Origin of the sequence: Sphingopyxis sp. (assembly GCF_965227415.1) — a bacterium.
In the GTDB taxonomy this organism is placed as follows: Bacteria; Pseudomonadota; Alphaproteobacteria; order Sphingomonadales; family Sphingomonadaceae; genus Sphingopyxis.
In genome coordinates this window covers 1,722,907-1,741,531 of record NZ_OZ245749.1, presented here as the reverse complement: position 1 = coordinate 1,741,531, position 18,625 = coordinate 1,722,907, and the positions used below count along the sequence as shown (strand labels likewise).

General features: G+C 65.8%; 19 protein-coding genes and 1 tRNA gene. 11 read left to right on the top strand and 9 right to left on the bottom strand.

The features are described 5' to 3' along the window. Positions 1 to 36: 36 nt before the first annotated feature. Positions 37 to 939, top strand: a complete 903-nt coding sequence (locus ACO055_RS08455) for an alpha/beta fold hydrolase (RefSeq protein WP_422062143.1) — start codon at positions 37 to 39, stop codon at positions 937 to 939. 30 nt (positions 940 to 969) lie between these two features. Here the strand turns inward: ACO055_RS08455 and sppA are convergent, their stop codons facing one another. From sppA to obgE, 5 genes are all read right to left on the bottom strand, one after another. Continuing rightward, positions 970 to 2,958 carry a signal peptide peptidase SppA gene (sppA, locus tag ACO055_RS08450; protein ID WP_422062142.1) on the bottom strand — a complete coding sequence of 663 codons (1,989 nt, stop codon included), beginning with the start codon at positions 2,956 to 2,958 and terminating at the stop codon, positions 970 to 972. A gap of 78 nt (positions 2,959 to 3,036) precedes the next feature. After that, a complete protein-coding gene (locus tag ACO055_RS08445) occupies positions 3,037 to 3,933 on the bottom strand; it encodes an NAD-dependent epimerase/dehydratase family protein (protein WP_422062446.1) in 897 nt (298 codons plus the stop codon). A 43-nt stretch (positions 3,934 to 3,976) separates the two neighbouring features. Next, positions 3,977 to 5,083 carry a glutamate 5-kinase gene (proB, locus tag ACO055_RS08440; protein ID WP_422062141.1) on the bottom strand — a complete coding sequence of 369 codons (1,107 nt, stop codon included), beginning with the start codon at positions 5,081 to 5,083 and terminating at the stop codon, positions 3,977 to 3,979. Positions 5,084 to 5,093: 10 nt separating this feature from the next. Next, positions 5,094 to 5,324, bottom strand: a complete 231-nt coding sequence (locus ACO055_RS08435) for a DUF559 domain-containing protein (RefSeq protein ID WP_422062140.1) — start codon at positions 5,322 to 5,324, stop codon at positions 5,094 to 5,096. A gap of 89 nt (positions 5,325 to 5,413) precedes the next feature. Continuing rightward, positions 5,414 to 6,463 carry a GTPase ObgE gene (obgE, locus tag ACO055_RS08430; protein WP_422062139.1) on the bottom strand — a complete coding sequence of 350 codons (1,050 nt, stop codon included), beginning with the start codon at positions 6,461 to 6,463 and terminating at the stop codon, positions 5,414 to 5,416. A gap of 111 nt (positions 6,464 to 6,574) precedes the next feature. Between obgE and ACO055_RS08425 the strand changes: the two genes are divergently transcribed. Continuing rightward, positions 6,575 to 6,649, top strand: a tRNA-OTHER gene (locus ACO055_RS08425). Positions 6,650 to 6,817: 168 nt separating this feature from the next. Here the strand turns inward: ACO055_RS08425 and ACO055_RS08420 are convergent. Further along, on the bottom strand, positions 6,818 to 7,414 hold the full coding sequence (locus ACO055_RS08420; RefSeq protein ID WP_422062445.1) for a TetR/AcrR family transcriptional regulator: 597 nt from the start codon (positions 7,412 to 7,414) through the stop codon (positions 6,818 to 6,820). Between the two features lie 83 nt (positions 7,415 to 7,497). Here ACO055_RS08420 and ACO055_RS08415 point away from each other — a divergent pair, with 83 nt between their 5' ends. From ACO055_RS08415 to ACO055_RS08405, 3 genes are all read left to right on the top strand, one after another. After that, positions 7,498 to 8,382: a metal-dependent hydrolase gene (locus ACO055_RS08415; protein ID WP_422062138.1), complete on the top strand. Its 885-nt coding sequence runs from the start codon at positions 7,498 to 7,500 to the stop codon at positions 8,380 to 8,382. A 162-nt stretch (positions 8,383 to 8,544) separates the two neighbouring features. Then, complete coding sequence (locus tag ACO055_RS08410; protein WP_422062137.1) at positions 8,545 to 9,105, top strand: hypothetical protein; 561 nt, start codon at positions 8,545 to 8,547, stop codon at positions 9,103 to 9,105. A gap of 32 nt (positions 9,106 to 9,137) precedes the next feature. Then, the gene (locus ACO055_RS08405) at positions 9,138 to 9,668 is read left to right on the top strand and encodes a GNAT family N-acetyltransferase (RefSeq protein ID WP_422062136.1); all 531 of its coding nucleotides are present in this window, start codon (positions 9,138 to 9,140) and stop codon (positions 9,666 to 9,668) included. Between the two features lie 312 nt (positions 9,669 to 9,980). Here ACO055_RS08405 and ACO055_RS08400 read toward each other — a convergent pair whose 3' ends face one another. Together ACO055_RS08400 and ACO055_RS08395 are read right to left on the bottom strand one after the other, a co-directional pair. After that, the gene (locus tag ACO055_RS08400; RefSeq protein WP_422062135.1) at positions 9,981 to 10,427 is read right to left on the bottom strand and encodes an NfeD family protein; all 447 of its coding nucleotides are present in this window, start codon (positions 10,425 to 10,427) and stop codon (positions 9,981 to 9,983) included. Position 10,428: 1 nt separating this feature from the next. Next, positions 10,429 to 11,346 carry an SPFH domain-containing protein gene (locus ACO055_RS08395; RefSeq protein ID WP_422062134.1) on the bottom strand — a complete coding sequence of 306 codons (918 nt, stop codon included), beginning with the start codon at positions 11,344 to 11,346 and terminating at the stop codon, positions 10,429 to 10,431. A gap of 82 nt (positions 11,347 to 11,428) precedes the next feature. Between ACO055_RS08395 and ACO055_RS08390 the strand changes: the two genes are divergently transcribed. Then, on the top strand, positions 11,429 to 12,238 hold the full coding sequence (locus ACO055_RS08390) for an HpcH/HpaI aldolase/citrate lyase family protein (protein WP_422062133.1): 810 nt from the start codon (positions 11,429 to 11,431) through the stop codon (positions 12,236 to 12,238). Positions 12,239 to 12,305: 67 nt separating this feature from the next. Beyond that, the gene (locus tag ACO055_RS08385; protein ID WP_422062132.1) at positions 12,306 to 13,817 is read left to right on the top strand and encodes a M28 family peptidase; all 1,512 of its coding nucleotides are present in this window, start codon (positions 12,306 to 12,308) and stop codon (positions 13,815 to 13,817) included. 129 nt (positions 13,818 to 13,946) lie between these two features. On the opposite strand, the gene ACO055_RS08380 is transcribed toward ACO055_RS08385, so the two are convergent. Further along, positions 13,947 to 15,320 carry a class II 3-deoxy-7-phosphoheptulonate synthase gene (locus ACO055_RS08380; protein WP_422062131.1) on the bottom strand — a complete coding sequence of 458 codons (1,374 nt, stop codon included), beginning with the start codon at positions 15,318 to 15,320 and terminating at the stop codon, positions 13,947 to 13,949. A 260-nt stretch (positions 15,321 to 15,580) separates the two neighbouring features. Between ACO055_RS08380 and ACO055_RS08375 the strand changes: the two genes are divergently transcribed. Genes ACO055_RS08375 through ACO055_RS08360 form a run of 4 tightly spaced genes read left to right on the top strand, consistent with a single transcriptional unit; the run spans position 15,581 to position 18,624 of the window. Further along, positions 15,581 to 16,258 carry a Crp/Fnr family transcriptional regulator gene (locus ACO055_RS08375; protein ID WP_422062130.1) on the top strand — a complete coding sequence of 226 codons (678 nt, stop codon included), beginning with the start codon at positions 15,581 to 15,583 and terminating at the stop codon, positions 16,256 to 16,258. Positions 16,259 to 16,262: 4 nt separating this feature from the next. Next, positions 16,263 to 16,610 carry an ArsC family reductase gene (locus ACO055_RS08370; protein WP_422062129.1) on the top strand — a complete coding sequence of 116 codons (348 nt, stop codon included), beginning with the start codon at positions 16,263 to 16,265 and terminating at the stop codon, positions 16,608 to 16,610. Further along, positions 16,607 to 17,692: a glycerophosphodiester phosphodiesterase gene (locus tag ACO055_RS08365; RefSeq protein WP_422062128.1), complete on the top strand. Its 1,086-nt coding sequence runs from the start codon at positions 16,607 to 16,609 to the stop codon at positions 17,690 to 17,692. Before ACO055_RS08370 ends, ACO055_RS08365 begins: the two co-directional genes overlap by 4 nt. Further along, complete coding sequence (locus ACO055_RS08360; protein ID WP_422062127.1) at positions 17,689 to 18,624, top strand: aldo/keto reductase; 936 nt, start codon at positions 17,689 to 17,691, stop codon at positions 18,622 to 18,624. Before ACO055_RS08365 ends, ACO055_RS08360 begins: the two co-directional genes overlap by 4 nt. Position 18,625: the final 1 nt, after the last annotated feature.

The window sequence follows — 18,625 nt, the reverse complement described above, 5'->3', positions numbered from 1 at the left end:
GCCATGGTGGCGCGACATCGAGGGAGCGCGCGCGGCATGATGACGGAACAGACGACGGCAAACGGCATCGACATCACCTATGAGGACAAGGGGCCGAAGGACGCGCCCGCGATCCTGCTGGTGATGGGACTTGGCGGGCAATTGACGCTGTGGCCCGATGAGTTCGTCGATGCGCTCGTCGCGCATGGTTTTCGCGTCGTCCGCTATGACAATCGCGACGTCGGCCTGTCGACGCGGTTCGACGCCGCGGGCGTGCCGAACCTGAAATGGATGTTCGTGAAGGCGGCGCTCAAGCTGCCGGTGCGCAGCGCCTATACGCTCGCCGACATGGCAGCCGACGGCATGGCGTTGCTCGACCATCTGGGCATCGATCGCGCGCATATCGTCGGCGCGTCGATGGGGGGCATGATTTCGCAGCATATCGCGGCGCGCTATCCGGCGCGCGTGCTGTCGCTGACGTCGGTGATGTCGACCACCGGCAACCCGCGCCTGCCGCGCGCGCAGAAGGAAGCGATGCGCGTCCTTGCGAACCGGCCGATGGCGGGCGACGCGGAGGCGATGATCGCCTATTCGGTCAACGCGGCGCGCGTGATCGGCAGCCCGGGCTATCCCGCGGCCGAAGAGCGGCTTCAGCGTCGCGTCCGCAACGATTTCGAGCGCGGTTGGTATCCGCAGGGCGTGGCGCGGCAGATGGCGGCGATCGTTGCCGACGGCGACCGCCGGTCGATGCTGAAATCGATCGCGGCGCCGACGCTCGTCATCCACGGCGAGGCCGATCCGCTCGTCCCGATCGCCGGCGGCCGCGATACGGCGGAAAATATTCCCGGCGCGCGGCTGCTCACGATCCCCGGCATGGGGCACGACCTGCCGCTGGCGCTGGTCGACACGCTGGCCGATGCGATTGCCGAGCATGCCAGGGGCGTGGCGGTCGCGGCCTGATAGCTCCCCTCCCGCATGCGGGAGGGGGACTTAGTTCAGCAGCAGGGCCAGCGTACCCAGGAAACCCTTGGCATCGGCATCGCCCGCGCGCGGGACGGCTGGCAGATAGGCGCGGCAGTCGAGGCAGCTTGCCTGAACCGAACCCGATTTGGTCAGCAGCGTCAGATCCTGTACCAACCGCCGTTCGGTGAGCTGGCGGTTCATCGCCGCAAGGCCGAACCAGCCGCGCGGGCTTGCCGCTTCCTGGTCCTTTTTGTCGGCGCCGGTCAGGCTGGCGATCATCTTTGAAAATTCGCTCGGCTCTTCCTCATAATATCTGGCGTGATAGGCGCCGTCGATCTTCGCCATTTTCGCTGCCGCTGCCAGCGCGTCGGGCAGGCCGCCGAACTGGTCGACCAGGCCGATCTGGCGTGCGGTGCCGCCTGCCCAGACGCGGCCTTCGGCGATTGTCCGGATCTTTTCGATCGGCTGCTTGCGGCTTTTCGCGACCAGCCCGGTGAAGCGCGCGTAAATATCCTCGACGCTCGCCTGCGCCAGCGTGTTGAATTCGTCGTTCACCCCGCCGAACACGTCGGGCTGGCCCGACAGCGGCGTGGTTGCGATGCCGTCGGCATTGACGCCGATCTTGGCCAGCGCCTGATCGAAGCTCGGCAGGATGCCGAAGACGCCGATCGACCCGGTGATCGTCTCGGGCTCGGCAAAGATGCGGTCGGCGGGGGTCGAGATCCAGTAACCGCCCGACGCCGCGACATTGGCCATCGAGACGACGACGGGCAGCTTCTTCGCTTTCGCCTGGAGCAGCGCCTGGCGGATTTCTTCGGATGCGAGCACCGATCCGCCGGGCGAATCGACGCGCAGAACGACGGCTTTGGTACTGCTGTCGGCAACCGCGTCGAGGATATGCTCGGCAACGGTGGTGCCGCCGGCGCTACCGTTCGGCGCTTCGCCGTCGACGATCTCGCCGACCACGGGGATCACTGCGATCGCCGCGCCGGCCCGCGCGGGCGGGTTGGCTGCGACCCAGTTTTCGAGCGGGATCGCGGCATAGTCCCACGGCCGGCTGTCGTCATAGGTGCCGCTGATTTCGGCGACGCGCGCGTTGAACGCCATGCGGCTGCCGACCTTGTCGAGCAGCCTGGCGTCGAGCCCGGCCTTCGACAGATCATTGCCCGCGGCTTTCACTGCGCCCGACGTGTCGGCGACGAACGCATCGATCTTCGCGTTCGGGCGCGCTTTCTTGACGTCGGCGAGCCAGCTTTCCCACAAGGCCCCGGCATAGGCCATGTCGGCCTCTTTCGCTTCGGGTGACTGGTCGCTGCGCAGATAGGGCTCGACAGCGCTCTTGAAGGTCCCGACGCGATAGATGTGCGCAGTGATACCCAGCTTGTCCATCAGCCCCTTGTAATAAAGGCGCGACCCGCCCGGCCCCGCAATCGCGACGCCGCCGATGCTGTCGGACCAGATCTCGCTGGCGTGCGCCGCGACCTGATAGCTGTCGGTGGTGTAGGCGGTCGCGAATGCCAGCACGGGCTTTTTCGCCGCGCGCACCTTGTCGACCGCGGCGCCGATCTCGGCAAGCGAGACCTGTCCGCCGCCGATGAAACGGTCGAAGTCGAGCACGACCGAGGTGACGCGCTTGTCGGTCGCCGCGGTCTCGAGCGCATGGACAACGTCGCGCGTCCGGATTTCCCTCAGCTGATCGTTGCCCGACAAGGCGGCGAACGGATCGATATCGGCCGGCTGTTCGGTGACGACGCCGTCGAAGTCGACCAGCAGCGCGCCTTCGGTGACCGGCAGCGAGGCGTTGGGCCGCGCGGCAAGGAAGCCAAAGAGCAACGCGAAGAAGATGAGCAGGAAGATCAGCGCGAGCCCGTCCTTGATCGCGACGAGCAGATTCCACACCTTGCGCGGAAAGCTGGTGCGGCCTTTGGGCTTGTCGTCGCCCGGGAGCGGGCGGCGCACGGGAATGGCCCAGGGGCCGGCGGGATCGTTGGGCGGGGTCGCGGTGGTGTCTGTCATGGGCCTGAACCTAAGGGCGCGCCCTGCCGTTGGCAATGCACGCTTCGACCGAAGTGGCGCGGCGGCCCACCAGCGACGTCAGAGCCAGCCTTGCGCGCGATACCAGCGCACGGTCTGCGCGAGCGCTTCGGCGGTGGCGAGCTCGGGTTTCCACAAGGCGTGCGGCGGGGCGCCGCCGTCGGCCGCAACCCAGTCGGGATGCGCGATGTAGCGGGCCCGGTCGGGGGTCAGCTTGGCGCCGCCGCGGCGGAAGAGCTTGTCGAGCTGCCCCGCGGTCTTGAGCACCATCGGCGGAACGGGGATCGTCGAGACATGCGCGCGGTCGACGGCGCGGCCGACCGCGCGCGCGAAGCTGCGGTACGACCAGCCCGTCGGCCTGCCGTCGTCGGGCTCATAGATCTGGCCGATGCTCGTGTCGCGATCGGCGGCGATGGCGACGAGCAGGCGCGCGAGTTCGTCGACAAAGATCGCCGACATGCGACCCGGAGGCACCAGCGCGATGCCGCGCCGCGCCATCCGGAACAGGTCGAGCATTTCGGTGTCGCCGGGGCCGAACACCGCCGGCGGGCGTATGATCGTCCAGTCGAGCCCGCTTGCCTGGACGATCGTCTCGGCCCGCTCCTTCGACCAGCCATAGTTGGACAGGCCAGGCTCGCGTGCGGCGAGCGAGGAGACATGAACGAAGCGCCGCACGCCGGCGCCGCGCGCGGCGTCGATGACATGCGCCGTGGCCGCTGCATTTCCTGCCTCGAAATCGGCGCGCGTCGGAACGTTCACGACGCCCGCAATATGCATCACGACATCGCTGCCTGCCGCCAGCTGGGCAAGCGCGTCGGGCTTGTCGAGCGCGCCCGATATCCAGGTCACGCCCTCGCGCGCGTCCTGCGGGCGACGGGCGAGGGCGCGGACATGCCAGCCCGCCGCGACGGCGTCGCGCAAGGTCGCCCCGCCGACAAAGCCCGTCGCGCCGGTCATCGCGAGCACGCGCGTCAAGGGGCTGTCCCGATGCCGGGGAGGATCACAGCAACACCATATGATCGCGGTGGACCATGGCGGTGCGCGGCGCATAGCCGAGCGCGGCCTCCTGCGCGTCGCGGCCCAGCCCGGCGATCGCGGCGGCGTCGGCGCCGGGATATTCGGAAAGGCCGCGCGCGACGACACGCCCGTCGGGACCCGCAATGTCGAGGATGTCGCCGCGCGCAAACACGCCTGCAACCGCGGTGACGCCTGCCGCGAGCAGGCTGGCGCCTGCGTTCAGCGCGCGCACGGCGCCGGTGTCGATGGTCAGCCGTCCCTTGGCGGTCAGCCCGCCCGCCAGCCACGCCTTGCGCGCGCTCGCGCCTTTTTCAGCGACGAACAGCGTGTGACGCGCTTCGGTCGACAGCGGCCGGTCGATCCGGCCCGACGCGATCGCAAGATGGGCGCCCGCAGCATTAGCGATGCGCGCGGCCGAGATTTTCGACACCATGCCGCCCGACCCCATGCCCGACGCCGAGCCGGCGTCGGCCATCGCCTCGATCGCCCCGTCGATCCGCTCGACGCGCGCGATGTGGTTGGCGCCCGGGTGCGCCGGATTCCTGTCGTACAGTCCGTCGACGTCGGAGAGCAGGATCACGCCGCCCGCGCCCGCCGCCTGCGCGACGCGCGCCGCGAGGCGATCATTGTCGCCGAACCGGATTTCCTCCGTCGCGACGCTGTCATTTTCGTTGATCACCGGCACGACGCCGAGGCCCAGCAGGCGGTCGAGCGTCGCCGAAGCGTTGAGATACCGGCGGCGATCCTCCAGATCGTCGAGCGTGACGAGGATCTGCGCAGCGGTCAGCCCCTCGGCGCCGAGCACGTCGGCCCAGACGTGGCTGAGCGCGATCTGTCCCGTTGCCGCAGCGGCCTGCGCATCCTCGAGCGTCGCGCGGCCGCCTTTCGCCAGGCCCAGCCGCCGCGCCCCGAGGGCGATTGCCCCTGACGAGACGACCGCGATCTGCTGTCCCTTGGCCGCCCGCGCCGCGATATCGGCGGCGACGCCGGCCAGCCACTCGCGCCGCACCGCGCCGCTCTCGTCGACGAGGAGCGCCGAGCCGATTTTGACGATCAGCCTGGGGCAGGAGGTTGGCGGAAACAGTGGCATCGACATTCTTCTAGCCCTCTCCCGCTGGCGGGAGAGGGTTGGGTGAGGGTGGTGCGGCCTGCACTGACGCCAGTTCGCCGAGTACCGCCGAAAGGACGCCCTCCATATTCATAAGCACGTCGTTGTTCCAGAAGCGGATGACGTGGAAATTCTTTGCCTTCGGAAAGGCCGTGCGGTCGGCGTCGGTGGAATTGCGGCGGAGCTTGCTGGCGTTGGGACTCGTTCTGCGTGTGACTGCCACGTTGCCTCACCCTCATCCAAGCTTTGCCACCCGCCTGCGGCGGCAAGCGACGCTATCCTTCTCCCGCCAGCGGGAGAAGGAGGAATCGGTCAGATCGGCGACCAGTCGCTGCTGCCGTCTTCTTCATCTTCGGCGTCGGCGCCCGGTTCGGGCTGGCCGACCGCTTCGAGCAGCTTGTCAAGGACCGCCTCGATGCCCGCGCCGCTCGCGCCCGAGAGTGCCATCACCGGATGGCCGCTCTCTTCGGCGAGTTCGGCCGAGAGCGCCGCGATCAGTTCGTCGTCGAGCGTGTCGATCTTGTTGAGCGCAACGACGACCGGCTTGTCGTTCAGATCGGCGCCATAGGCTTCGAGTTCGTCGCGGACGATGCGATAGCTGGTCGCGACATCCTCGTCGTTGGCGTCGACCAGATGCAGGAGCACGCGGCAGCGTTCGATATGGCCGAGGAAGCGGTCGCCGACCCCGGCGCCGTCGGCGGCGCCTTCGATCAGGCCGGGAATGTCGGCGACGACGAATTCATTGCCCTTGTGGCTGACGACGCCAAGCTGCGGGCGCAGCGTCGTGAAGGCATAGGCGCCGACCTTAGCCTGCGCATTGCTGACCGCGTTGATGAAGGTCGACTTGCCGGCGTTGGGCAGCCCGACGAGGCCAGCGTCGGCCAGCAGCTTCAGCCGCAGCCACACCCACATTTCCTCGCCCGGCCAGCCGGGTCCGTGCTGGCGCGGGGCGCGGTTGGTCGACGTCTTGTACGACGCGTTGCCGCGCCCGCCGTCGCCGCCGCGCAGGAAAACCAGCCGTTCGCCCTCTTTGGTGAGGTCGGCGAGCAGGCTGCGATCCTCGTCATCATCCAGGATCTGGGTGCCGATAGGAACCTGGATGACCAGGTCGGGGCCACCGGCGCCGGTGCGGTCGCGACCCGAACCGGGGGTGCCGCGCTTCGCCTTGAAATGCTGGGTATAGCGAAAGTCGATGAGCGTGTTGAGGCCGGCGACGGCTTCGAAGATCACGTCGCCGCCCTTGCCGCCGTTGCCGCCGTCGGGGCCGCCATATTCGATATATTTTTCACGCCGGAAACTGACAGCGCCGGGGCCGCCGTCGCCGGACTTCACGAAAATCTTGGCTTGATCGAGAAAATGCATCGGGCGCCTTTAGGGGGAAGGCGCCGAAAACGCCAGCTTTGCGTCAGCCCCGGAGGATGACGGTGAGCGCCCAGCTCTTACAAGAAGCGAGCAGCGTGATATGAGGGCGTTGGCGGCTGGTAGCTCAACTGGACTAGAGCGCCGTGCAACACCGGAGGTTTCCCGTTCGAGTCGGGGCGGCCGCCAACATTTATTGGACTTGCGCCCCACTGAGGAGCAGCAGTTCGTTCTTCGTCTTCGTCATCCCGGACTTGATCCGGGATCCACTAGTCCGGCGCGGTGTGAATGGATCCCGGATCAAGTCCGGGATGACGATGCCGGAATGACGATGCAGGGATGACGATGACTATGTGATCACCGACTTTGCTCAGCCCGCCGTCCGATTCCGTGCGAGATCATCGATTCCAGCGCGATTTCGCGTGCGCGGCTGCGCGGGACGCCGAGAGCGCGCGACAGCGGGCCGCCGAACAGCGCGTCGCCGAGCGCCATCAGGACAAGCTGCATCGTTTCGTCCTCGATCGGCGCTTCGTCCTCGCTATGATCCTCGCGCAATTCTTCGACGAGGTCGTGGATCGCCTTCAAAATCGGATCGAGCGCATTTTCGTTACCCGACAGGATCATCCAGCTTGCGAGCGCACCTGCGCCGCCGGTGTCGAACGCATCGAAGGCAAGATCGACGACTTCGCGTGGATTCTGGTCGCTGGCGCGCTGGCGAAAGATCGTCTCGCGGATCGTCGTGGTGATGAACGCCGCCATCTTCTCGATCAACGCTTGCTGCAGTCCTGCGGCGCTGCCGAAATGGTGGAGCAGATTGGCGTGCGTGCGGTCGACACGCGCGGCGACGGCTTTCAGCGTCACCGCCTGCGGTCCCATTTCGGTCAGGATCTGGCGGGCGGCTTCGAGCGCGGCTGCCCGGCTCTCCTCGGGACTCAGCCGCTTTTTGACTGCTATTGACACCACTGTAAGTAACCTTTAACGTCTTCCCCATGGGACGTCCCCACGCCCTTCCACCCCTTTCCGACGGTGACGATCATATGTCCAGCCTTTCTCCGACCCCGAATGACCTTACGATAACGCCGCGCGATGTGCGGTTCGGACGTGATGACAGGCAGGGGCGCTGGTGGCTGAACGGCGATCCGATTGCCTCGGCGTTTCACACCGCGCTGTCGGTAACCTTTCCCAGGGGCGAGGCGATGTTCATCGAGGCCGTGAAGGCGCACCGCGACGGTGTGCCCGACAAGCTGGCTCGCGAAATTCGGGCTTTCACGCAGCAGGAAGTGATCCACAGCCGCGAGCATGTCGTCTTCAACCGGAAAGCTGCCGAAGCGGGCTATGATCTGGCGGAGCTTGAGGGCGATGTCGACGAGGTCATGGATCTGATCAAGGCGCGTCCACCGATCGTCAACCTGATGGCGACGATCGCGCTCGAACATTATACCGCGATGATGGCGTCGGTGATGCTGCGCGATCCCAAAATGTACGCGGGTGCCGAGGAAGAATGGGCGGCGCTGTGGAAATGGCATGCGATCGAGGAGATCGAGCATAAGGGCGTCGCCTACGACACCTGGCTCCACGCGACGAAGGACTGGAGCCGGTGGAAACGCTGGCGCGCCAAGTCGCTGATGATGCTGCTCGTCACGACGCGCTTCTGGCCGCGCCGCGTCAAGGGGATGAAGGCGCTGCTGAAGCAGGATGGCCTGACCGGCTGGCGCGTCACGGCGCGCATCTGGTGGTATCTGCTCGGTTCGCCCGGCGTGCTTCGCCGCAGCTTCCTGCCCTGGCTCGCCTATTTCATGCCGGGATTCCATCCGTGGAACCACGACGATCGCGCGCTCATCAAGAAATATGAGAGCGATTATGCCGATGCGGTGATGCCGGCGCATTCCTCGGCGCCCGAACTGGCGGCGGCTGCCGCCTGATTTTCAACTCTCGCGCGAGCGGGTTTCCGGAGCGGTTCTCTCTCCCTGTCTTCGGAGCCTGCGGCGCGGGCGCCAGCGTCCGGACCCCCATCGTCGGCGCAATGCCGGGCTGGACCTATTTGCGCAATGTCCATACCCTGCGCGCGGGTCGGGGGAGACGTCATGCAGCCACGAATGTCGGCAGCGGAGATAACACAGCTCGAGCTGCAACTCGCGGGTCGCACCTCGCTGCTCGAATTCGGCTGCGGCGGCAGCACGATCGTCGCGGCGCGCCAGGTGCAGAAGATCGTCAGCGTCGACAGCGATCCTGAATGGCTCGCCAATGTCGGGACCAATCTGGCACGCGCCGCGATCGACTTCACGCCCATTCACGCCGACATCGGCCCGACGAAGGAGTGGGGCTATCCCGTCGACGAGCGTCGGCTGCGCGACTGGCCGCGCTATCATGTGAGCGTCTGGCGGCATCTGACGGGCAGTCCCGACGCGGTGCTGGTCGACGGGCGTTTCCGCGTCGCTTGTCTGCTGCAGTCGATCATCCACTGCAAACCCGAGTGTATCTTTCTTTTCCACGATTTCTTCGACCGCCCGCATTATCACGTCGTGCTGCGTCACGCAGAGGTGCTCGCGCGGGTCGATACGCTGGCGGTGATGCGCGCGAAGCCGCAGGTCGACGGGAAGGCGGTGCTCCACGATCTGTTCGATCATTTCCTGGTTCCCGATTGACCACCCCGCCACCGCTGCGGCATGTCGGCGGCATGTTCACCGCACCCCCGACCATCGAAACCGACCGGCTTCGTCTGCGCCCGATGCGCTTGGCCGACAAGGACGTCCACATCGCCATGTGGGCCGACGCCCGCGTTACCCGCTTCATCGGCGGCGAACCGCGCGCGCCCGACGTCAGCTGGGGCAAGTTTCTGAGCTCGGCGGGGCTGTGGCCGGTGATGGGGTTCGGGTACTGGGTGTTCGCCGACAAGGTCAGCGACGCGCTGATCGGCATGGGGGGGCTCAGTTATTTCTGCCGCGGGATTCCGGAGCTGGAGGGCGTACCCGAGGCGGGCTGGGCGTTCGACGCCGACCATTGGGGCGCCGGCTATGCGACCGAGGCGATGCGGGCGGCGCTGGGCTGGGCAGATGCGAACCTGGATGCCGGCGAGGTCCGATGCATCATCGACCTTGGCAACGAGGCGTCGGAGCGCGTGGCGGCAAAGCTGGGTTTCCGGCGCATCGGCGACAGCGATGCGCTGGGGCATGTCGTCGCGATCCATTCGCGACCGCGGGGCGGGTAGATCGACTTATCCCCTCGTCATGCTGAACGTGTTTCAGCGTCCACGGCCCGGCCTCGCGTCCAAGCGACCTGTTGCTGGAAAAGGCCGACCATGGACCCTGAAACACGTCCGGATATGTTCCATTGGAGCAAGTATGCGTTCCCCCGCGAAGGCAGGGGTCCAGCTTCGACGCGAAACGTCGAAGGGCGCGCTGCTGCGCGTCTTTCCTTGTCGCTGGGCCCCCGCCTTCGCGGGAGAACACCCCTACCTTGTTGCAGTGCGATAATCGCCAAACACGTTCAGGGTGACGAATAACAAGGAGTCGCGAGGAGTTCAGGCTGCTTCGACGACCAGCACGCCACCGTCGGCGCTGACGACGCGGACCTTAGCGCCCTCGGCAACGTCAGGCCCGCGCACCGGCCATTCGCCGTCGCCGACCTTGGCGCGGCCGCGGCCGTCCTCGATCGCCTGCGTTACCGTCAGCACTTCGCCGATCAGCCGTCCGCCGCGCTGGTTCAGGAGCGGGTCGGTCGAGGTGATCGGGTTCGCCTTCAGCCAACGGCGCGCGCCATAGAGCGCGACGAAGGACAATATGGCGAAGATGCCGAGTTGCGCCGGAATGGCCAGCGGCAAGACCCATGCGATCAGGCCGGTGACGATCGCTGCGAAGCCCAGCCAGATGAGGAAAAATCCGGGCGCGACGATTTCGGCGGCGGCGAGCAGGACGCCGAGCGCGAGCCACGCCCAGTGCGGTTCGAGGTTGGACAGCCAATCGGGCATATCAGGCACCCGCCTTCCGCTCGAACGCATCCTTGGCGAGTTCGCCGATGCCGCCGAGCGTGCCGATCAACTGCGTCGCCTCGACGGGGAAGAGGATCGTCTTGCTGTTCGGACTGGTCGCAAACTGGCTGACCGCCTCGACATATTTCTGTGCGATGAAGTAATTGATCGCCTGCGCGTTGCCGCCGGCGATCGCGTCCGACACCATTTGGGTCGCTTTCGCTTCGGCTTCGGCTTCGCGTTCGCGCGCTTCGGCGTCGCGGAAGGCGGCTTCGCGGCGGCCTTCGGCCTGCAGGATCTGGCCCTGCTTCTCGCCCTCGGCGCGCAGGATTTCCGACGCCCGCATGCCTTCGGCCTCCAGGATGTTGGCGCGCTTTTCACGCTCGGCCTTCATCTGGCGCGCCATTGCGTTCGAAATGTCGGCGGGCGGGCGGATGTCCTTGATCTCGACGCGGGTGATCTTGACGCCCCACGGCGTCGTCGCATCGTCGACGACGTGCAGCAGGCGAAGGTTGATCTCGTCGCGTTTCGACAGAGTTTCGTCGAGGTCCATCGAACCCATCACGGTGCGCAGGTTCGTCGTCGTCAGGTTCATGATCGCCAGATACAGGTCGCTGACTTCATAGGCGGCCTTTGCCGCATCGAGCACCTGGAAGAAGACGACGCCGTCGACGGCGACCATCGCATTGTCCTTGGTGATGATTTCCTGGCCGGGAATGTCGAGCACCTGCTCCATCATGTTCACCTTGCGACCCACGCGGTCGAAGATCGGCATGATGAAGTTGAGCCCCGGCTGCGCGGTGTGCGTGTAGCGGCCAAACCGTTCGATCGTATAGGAATAGCCCTGCCGGACGGGCGTCAATGCCCACAGCAGGAATACCAGCGCCAGCACGACCGCCGCAATCGCAACGTAACCCATCGATCATCCCCTCTGCAAATTTCGGTCTGCAAAACCCGCTTCCTTATTGCGGCAATGGCGCGGCTGCGCCACAGAAAAGCGCATGACGCCAGACGACTATCCGCCCCGCTCCTTGCTCTATGTCCCCGGATCGAACGCCCGCGCGCTCGAAAAGGCGCATGGGCTCGCCGCCGACCTGCTGATCATCGACCTGGAGGACGCCGTGCCCTTCGACCGCAAGGTCGAAGCGCGCGAGGCGATGCGCCGCGCGGTCGAGGCAGGCTATCCGGGCAAGCGCGTTGCGGTGCGCGTCAATGCGACAGGAACCCATGAGCAGGACGCCGATATCGTCGCGCTCTATGGGCTCGCGATCGATGCGGTCGTGCTGCCCAAGGTCGATGCGATCGCCGACCTCGACCCGGTTCGCGCGCTCGGCGTGCCGATCCTGGCGATGATCGAAACGCCGGTCGCGATCTTTGCCGCGCGCGACATTGCCGCCGATCCCGTGGTGCTCGGTTTGATCGCCGGGCTCAACGACCTCGCGCACGCGTTGAAATTGCCGGACGGCATGGACCGCGGCGCGATGAGCCATGCGATCCAGGCGATCGTGCTGGCGGCGCGTGCGGCCGGGGTGTGGGCGTTCGACGGCGTGTACAACGCGATCGACGATGCCGAAGGCTTCGCCGCCGAAGCAGCCGAAGGCCGCCGCCTCGGGTTCGACGGCAAGAGCCTGATCCACCCGTCACAGGTCGATCCGTGCAACGCCGCCTTTGCTCCCTCGGCGCGCGAAATCGCCGCCGCCGAGGCGCTGGTCGCTGCCGCAACGGGCGGCGCGCAGCGGTATGACGGGCGGATGATCGAAGACATGCATGTCGCGGCAGCGCGGGCTCTGCTGGAGCGGGCAGCGCGCTGAGCCTGCCGTTCGTCGATCGACGAACACGGCTTGCCTGTCCGCGGCGGAAATGCCATTCCGCGAGCCCATGAAAACCACCGAATTTCGAGCCGCCATCGCGGCCGTCGCTCTCGTCGCTTTTGCAGCTCCCGCCGCCTTTGCCGCGCCCGCCAAGGGCGATGCACCGGTGACCGAGGCCGAACTCGCCGGACATATCAAGATCTTGTCGAGCGACGCGTTCGAGGGCCGCGGCCCCGGCACCGAGGGCGAAGACCGCACGATCGCGTATGTCGTCGGCGAATGGGCAAAGCTGGGACTCGAACCTGTCGCGGACAGCGCGACGCCGTGGTTGCAGGGCGTGCCGCTGGTCGAGACGCATGCGATGGGCGGCTCGGCAAAATTCAAGGTCAACGGTCGCGACTTTGCGGTCGCCGATAACGATGTCCTGCTGACCGGACGCGATGCGACGGTCTCGCTGACCAACCTGCCGATCGTGTTCGTGGGCTATGGCCTCGACGGCACGGGCAAGGTCAACGCCGATGTTCGCGGCAAGGTCGCCGTCATGCTGTATGACAATGTGCCCTTCGGCGACAAATTGCCGCGCTATCGCGAGCGGCGCCAGATGCTCGGCGATGCCGGCGCGAGCGCGGTGCTGGTCATCGCGACCGACGAAGCGCTGTGGAGCCAGCTCCAGAATGCGGTCGGCGGCAAGGCGACGCGGCTGGCCTCGGCCAAACAGGGCGCCCCCGTGACCGGCTTCCTGTCGCCCGCCGCCGCCGATGCGCTGTTCAAGACGGCGGGGCAGGATGGTGCCGCGCTGCGCGCGAGCGCGAAATCGGCCGACTATAAGGGCGCGGCGCTTCCCGCGGCGGTCGACCTTGCGACGACCTCGACCGTTCGCTCGTATGAGAGCAACAATATCATCGCGAAGCTTCCGGGCGCCAAGCCCGACGGCAAGGCGGTGCTCTTCCTCGGCCATTGGGATCATCTGGGCATTTGTGCGCCAGACAGCACGACCGACCGCATCTGCAACGGCGCGGTCGACAATGCGAGCGGGATCGCGGTGCTGACTGCGGTTGCGAAACGGCTGGCGAGCGGCGCGCGCCCCGACCGCGATATCTATTTCATGGCCACGACGGCCGAGGAAAAGGGGCTGCTTGGGGCGCATTATTTTGCCGATCATCCAGCGCTGCCGCTGACCGACATCACCGTCGCGCTCAATATCGACACGATCGCGATTTCGCCGCGCGGCACGCCGGTCGCGACGATCGGGCGCGGCAAGCCCGCTTATGACGCGGTGATCCGCGATGTCGCAACGAAGCTGGGCCGCAAGCTCGACGAGGATGGCGAGGCCGATGCGTTCATCCAGCGGCAGGACGGCTGGGCGCTAGGCGCGAAGGGCGTGACCTCGTTGATGGTCGGCGGCAGCTTTTCCGATATGCCGCTGCTCGAGTCATTTCTCGGCGGCGATTATCATGAGCCGGCGGACGAATTCTCCGACAAGGTGCCGCTGGGCGGCGCCGCAGAAGATGCCGACCTGCATGTCGCGCTGGGACGGGCATTTGCCGATACGAAGCGTTGGCCGGGAACGGCAAAATAAGGTCCGAATAACGGCCGGGAATAAGGCGGGTGTCCCCGCGAAGGCGGGGATCCATCACCGGTTGGTCTGAAATTAAACCATGGGCGATGGGCCCCCGCCTTCGCGGGGGCGCACCCCATTGCATTCGTCTTACGCGGCCTGCTTGGCGCGCTCGGACATTTCCTGATTGAGCATTTCGGCCAGCAGGAAAGCCAGTTCGAGCGACTGCCCGGCGTTCAAGCGCGGGTCGCAATGCGTATGATAGCGGTCGGCCAGATCCATCTGCGTCACGTCCATCGCGCCACCGGTGCATTCGGTGACATTCTGGCCGGTCATCTCGATATGGATGCCGCCGCCATGCGTGCCCTCGGCGCGGTGGACGGCAAAGAAGCCGCGCACTTCGGCGAGGATACGCTCGAACGGCCGCGTCTTGTAGCCGTTGTTCGTCTTGATGACATTGCCGTGCATCGGATCGCACGACCAGACGACGGGGTGGCCCGACGCCTTCACGGCGCGCACCAGCTTGGGCAGATGCGCCTCGATCTTGTCGTGGCCATAGCGGGTGATCAGCGTCATTCGCCCCGCGACATGGTTGGGGTTCAGCGTATCGAGCAGGCGCAGCAGCACGTCTGCCTCCAGGCTCGGCCCGCATTTCATGCCGACCGGATTGCCGATACCGCGCAGATATTCGATATGCGCCGAGCCTTCGAAGCGGGTGCGATCGCCAACCCACAGGAAGTGGCCCGATGTGTCGTACCAGCCGCCGGTCAGGCTGTCCTGCCGCGTCAAGGCCTGCTCATAGGGGAGCAGCAGCGCTTCGTGGCTGGTATAGAAGCTGGTGCCCTTGATCTGCGGCACCGTTTCGGGGGTCACGCCGCACGCTTCCATGAAAGCGAGCGCTTCGGAAATCCGCGCGGCGGTTTCCTGATATTTCTTCGCCCACGGACTACGGTCCATGAAATCGTGCGTCCAGGCATTGACCTGACGCAGGTTCGCATAGCCGCCATTCGCAAAGGCGCGCAGCAGGTTCAGCGTCGCCGCCGACTGATTATACGCCTTGACCATGCGTTGCGGATCGGGCGCGCGGCCTGCGGCCTCGAACGCGATGTCGTTGATGATGTCGCCGCGATAGCTGGGCAGCGACACGCCATCGATATCTTCCATGTCGGCCGAGCGCGGCTTGGCAAACTGTCCCGCCATGCGGCCGAGCTTCACGACGGGCATTTTCGAAGCGAAGGTCAGCACGACCGCCATCTGGAGCAGCACGCGGAAGGTGTCGCGGATGTTGTTCGGATGGAATTCGGCAAAGCTTTCGGCGCAGTCACCGCCCTGAAGCAGGAACGCCTTGCCCTCGGCGACGCGGCCGAGATCGGCGGTCAGATCGCGGGCCTCGCCCGCAAAAACCAGCGGCGGATAATTCGACAATTCCTTCTCCGCGGCGGCAAGCGCGGCGGCGTCGGAGTAGGTCGGGAGCTGTCGCGCGTCGTGCGAGCGCCAGCTGTGCGGTTGCCAGTTTTGCGTCATAACTAGGGTCTTCTACGTGTTTCTGAGGAAAATTGCGAATCGCGGGCCGCCATGGCGTGAACGCGCGCAAGAGGCAAGCCGTTGAAAATTAGTTTCAAACGTAACCGGTTGTAGCAATGCTTCACTCGCAAAGCCGAAAATGTTAGTTTGTTGCAAAGTGGGACGCGCAAAAAGCGACACGCGTCCCAAGGCGTTCGGCAATCGGTAACGTTATCTACCTAGTGGTCCATCTGGGGACCGAGACGCAAAAAAGAAATTCTATGGCCAATTTCGATCCAACTTGGTTCGGCTATGGCGCGCTCGTCGTGCTGCTTGCGGCCAGCGTTGTTGCGCGGGTCGATCATGTCCGGCTGGGGCTTGCGATCGCGGCGCTGCTCGCGCTTCCGGTCGCGATCCTGGGCTGGAATGGCAGCGGCTATACGCTGCTGATTCTCGCAATTCTGCTTGTAAACCTCGGCCTCATCACGCGATTGTGGCTCAGCAAGGCGAAAATCAGCTTCTCGGATGAAGAAAGAGAATTGCGAGATCGCCATTTCGAGCGGCTTGGAGCGGTCAGCGCGCGCGCGTTGATCGATCAGGGGCACTGGATATCGGCAAAGCGCGGCGAAGTGCTGGTGCGCGAGAATGAAGCAGCGCCCTGTCTTTTCTATCTCGCCGACGGGACGGCCGCGATCCAGTGCGACAATGCCGAAGTCGGGAAGCTTGGCCCCGGCGAACTGATCGGCGAAGCGACGGTGCTCGACGGCGCGCAGGCAACGGGCACCGTGGTGCTGGCCAGCAATGCACGGCTGTGGTTCATCCCCGCCGCCGGCCTCCGCGCCTGGCTCGCGACGCATCCCGATGTCGCGGGCGCGCTTCACGAAGGCTTCGCCAAGGCGCTGCGCGGGAAATTGGCGAGTGCAAACGCTCGCATTGCGGACAGGGCGCCGTTATCCTGATCGCATGACTCCGATTCTCTATGGCATTCCCAATTGCGACACGGTGAAAAAGGCGCGCCGCTGGCTCGACGATCACGGCGTCGCTCACCAATTTCACGACTTCCGCAAGGACGGGCTGGACCCGGCCAAGCTGCAGGGCTGGATCGACGCGATCGGCTGGGAAAAGCTGCTCAACAAGAGCGGTACGACGTTCCGCAAGCTGCCCGACGCGCAGAAGGACGGGCTCGATGCCGCTTCGGCCAAGGCGCTGATGCTCGACCAACCGGCGATGATCCGTCGTCCGGTGGTCGAGGCGGCGGGCGCGCTGAGCGTCGGATTCGCCGCCGATGACTGGCAGAAGCGTTTTGCATGATCCGCTGGACCTTTGCCCTGCTCGCGCTGTCGCTCGCGGGCTGCGGGGCTGAGCCGGTGGTTGCGAAGTCCACGCTGGATGGGCAGCCGCCGATCGTCATCGCGCACCGCGGTGCTTCGGGCGAGCGTCCCGAGCATACGCTGGCGAGTTACAAGCTGGCGATCGAGCTTGGTGCCGATTTCATCGAACCCGACCTGGTTCTGACAAAGGACGGCGTGCTGGTGGCGCGGCACGAGAACGAGATTTCGGAAACGACCGACGTCGCCGACCACCCCGAATTCGCCGGTCGCAAGGCGACGAAGTCGATCGACGGCAAGGATGTGACCGGCTGGTTCACCGAAGATTTCACGCTCGCCGAATTGAAGACCCTGCGCGCGAAAGAGCGGCTGCCGAAGCTGCGCTCGACCGACTATGACGGCCAGTACGAGATTCCGACCTTTGCCGAAATCCTCGACCTGTTGACCGAGGTGAACGCGAAGCGAGCGGGGGGCCGGGGCGAGCCGGTCGGCGTCTATCCCGAAACCAAGCATCCCGGCTATTTCGTTTCGATCGGCCTGCCGCACGAGGGGCCTTTGCTTACGATCCTCGACAAATATGGCTATCGCGGCCGCAATGCCCCGGTGTTCATCCAGAGCTTTGAAGTGGCGAACCTCAAGGCGCTGCGCGCCAAGAGCGACCTGCCGCTGATCCAACTGATGGACGCGCAGGGCGGGCCTGCCGACGATCCGAAGACCAGCTATGCCGCGATGGCGTCGCCCGACGGGCTGAAGGCGGTCGCGGCCTATGCCGACGGGATCGGGCCGTCCAAGGACCTGGTCATCCCGCGCAGCGCGATCGGCACGCTCGGCGATCCGACCAGCCTTGTCCATGATGCGCACGCCGCAGGGCTCAAGGTTCATCCCTGGACCTTCCGACGCGAAAATTACTTTCTGCCGCTGGGCGACAAGGGCGGGATCGATCCCGCCGGACATGGCGACCTGGCGGCCGAGATCGACGCCTATCTGAAGACCGGCATCGACGGGCTGTTCAGCGACAATCCGCGCGAGGCCGTCCCCGCCGTCCATAAGGGAACGGGAAAATGACCGTCAAAGCGCTGGGCCGGAGCGGCCTTTCGATCCGTCCGTTCGTTCTGGGCGGCAATGTCTTTGGCATGACCGCCGGCCGCGACGCGAGCTTCGCGATCCTCGACCGCTTCGTCGAGCGCGGCGGCGGGATGATCGATACGGCCGACGTCTATTCGGCGTGGGTGCCGGGGCACAAGGGCGGCGAGTCCGAAAGCATGATCGGCGCGTGGCTCAGGGAAAGCGGCGCACGCGACAAGGTTCTGATCGCGACCAAGGTCGGCATGATGCCCGGCGGCCTCCGGCCGGACCGGATCCGCGAGGCGGTGCAGGGCTCGCTCGATCGGCTCGGTGTCGACACGATCGATCTGTATTTCGCGCACAAGGACGATCCCGACGTGCCGCACGACGAAGTCCTCGGTGCATTTGCCGAACTGGTCGATGCCGGGACCGTGCGCGCCATCGGCGCATCCAACTATTCGGCCGGCCGTCTTGCCGATGCCTTGCGCGTCGCGGACGAAAAGGGCCTGCCGCGCTTCACCGCGATGCAGCCCGAACTCAACCTGCTCGACCGCGCGCAATATGAAGGGGCGCTGCAGGCGCTCTGCATCGCCGAGGGGCTGGGCGTCGTCACCTATTTCAGCCTTGCGTCGGGATATCTCTCGGGAAAATATCGCAGCATCGACGACATAGGTGGACGGGCGCGCGGGCCGCGCGTGAAGCCGTATCTCGACGGCAAGGGTCCGGCGGTGCTCGCCGTCATGGACCTGATCGCGGGCGAGACCGGAGCAACTCTGTCGCAGATCGCGCTGGCATGGGTCGCCGCGCAGCCCGGCATCACTGCGCCAATTGCCAGCGCGACGAGCGTCGACCAGCTCGACGAGATCGTCGATAGCGAGACACTGGTGCTGACGGGCGACCAGATTGCGGCGCTGACCGCCGCTGCCCCCTAGC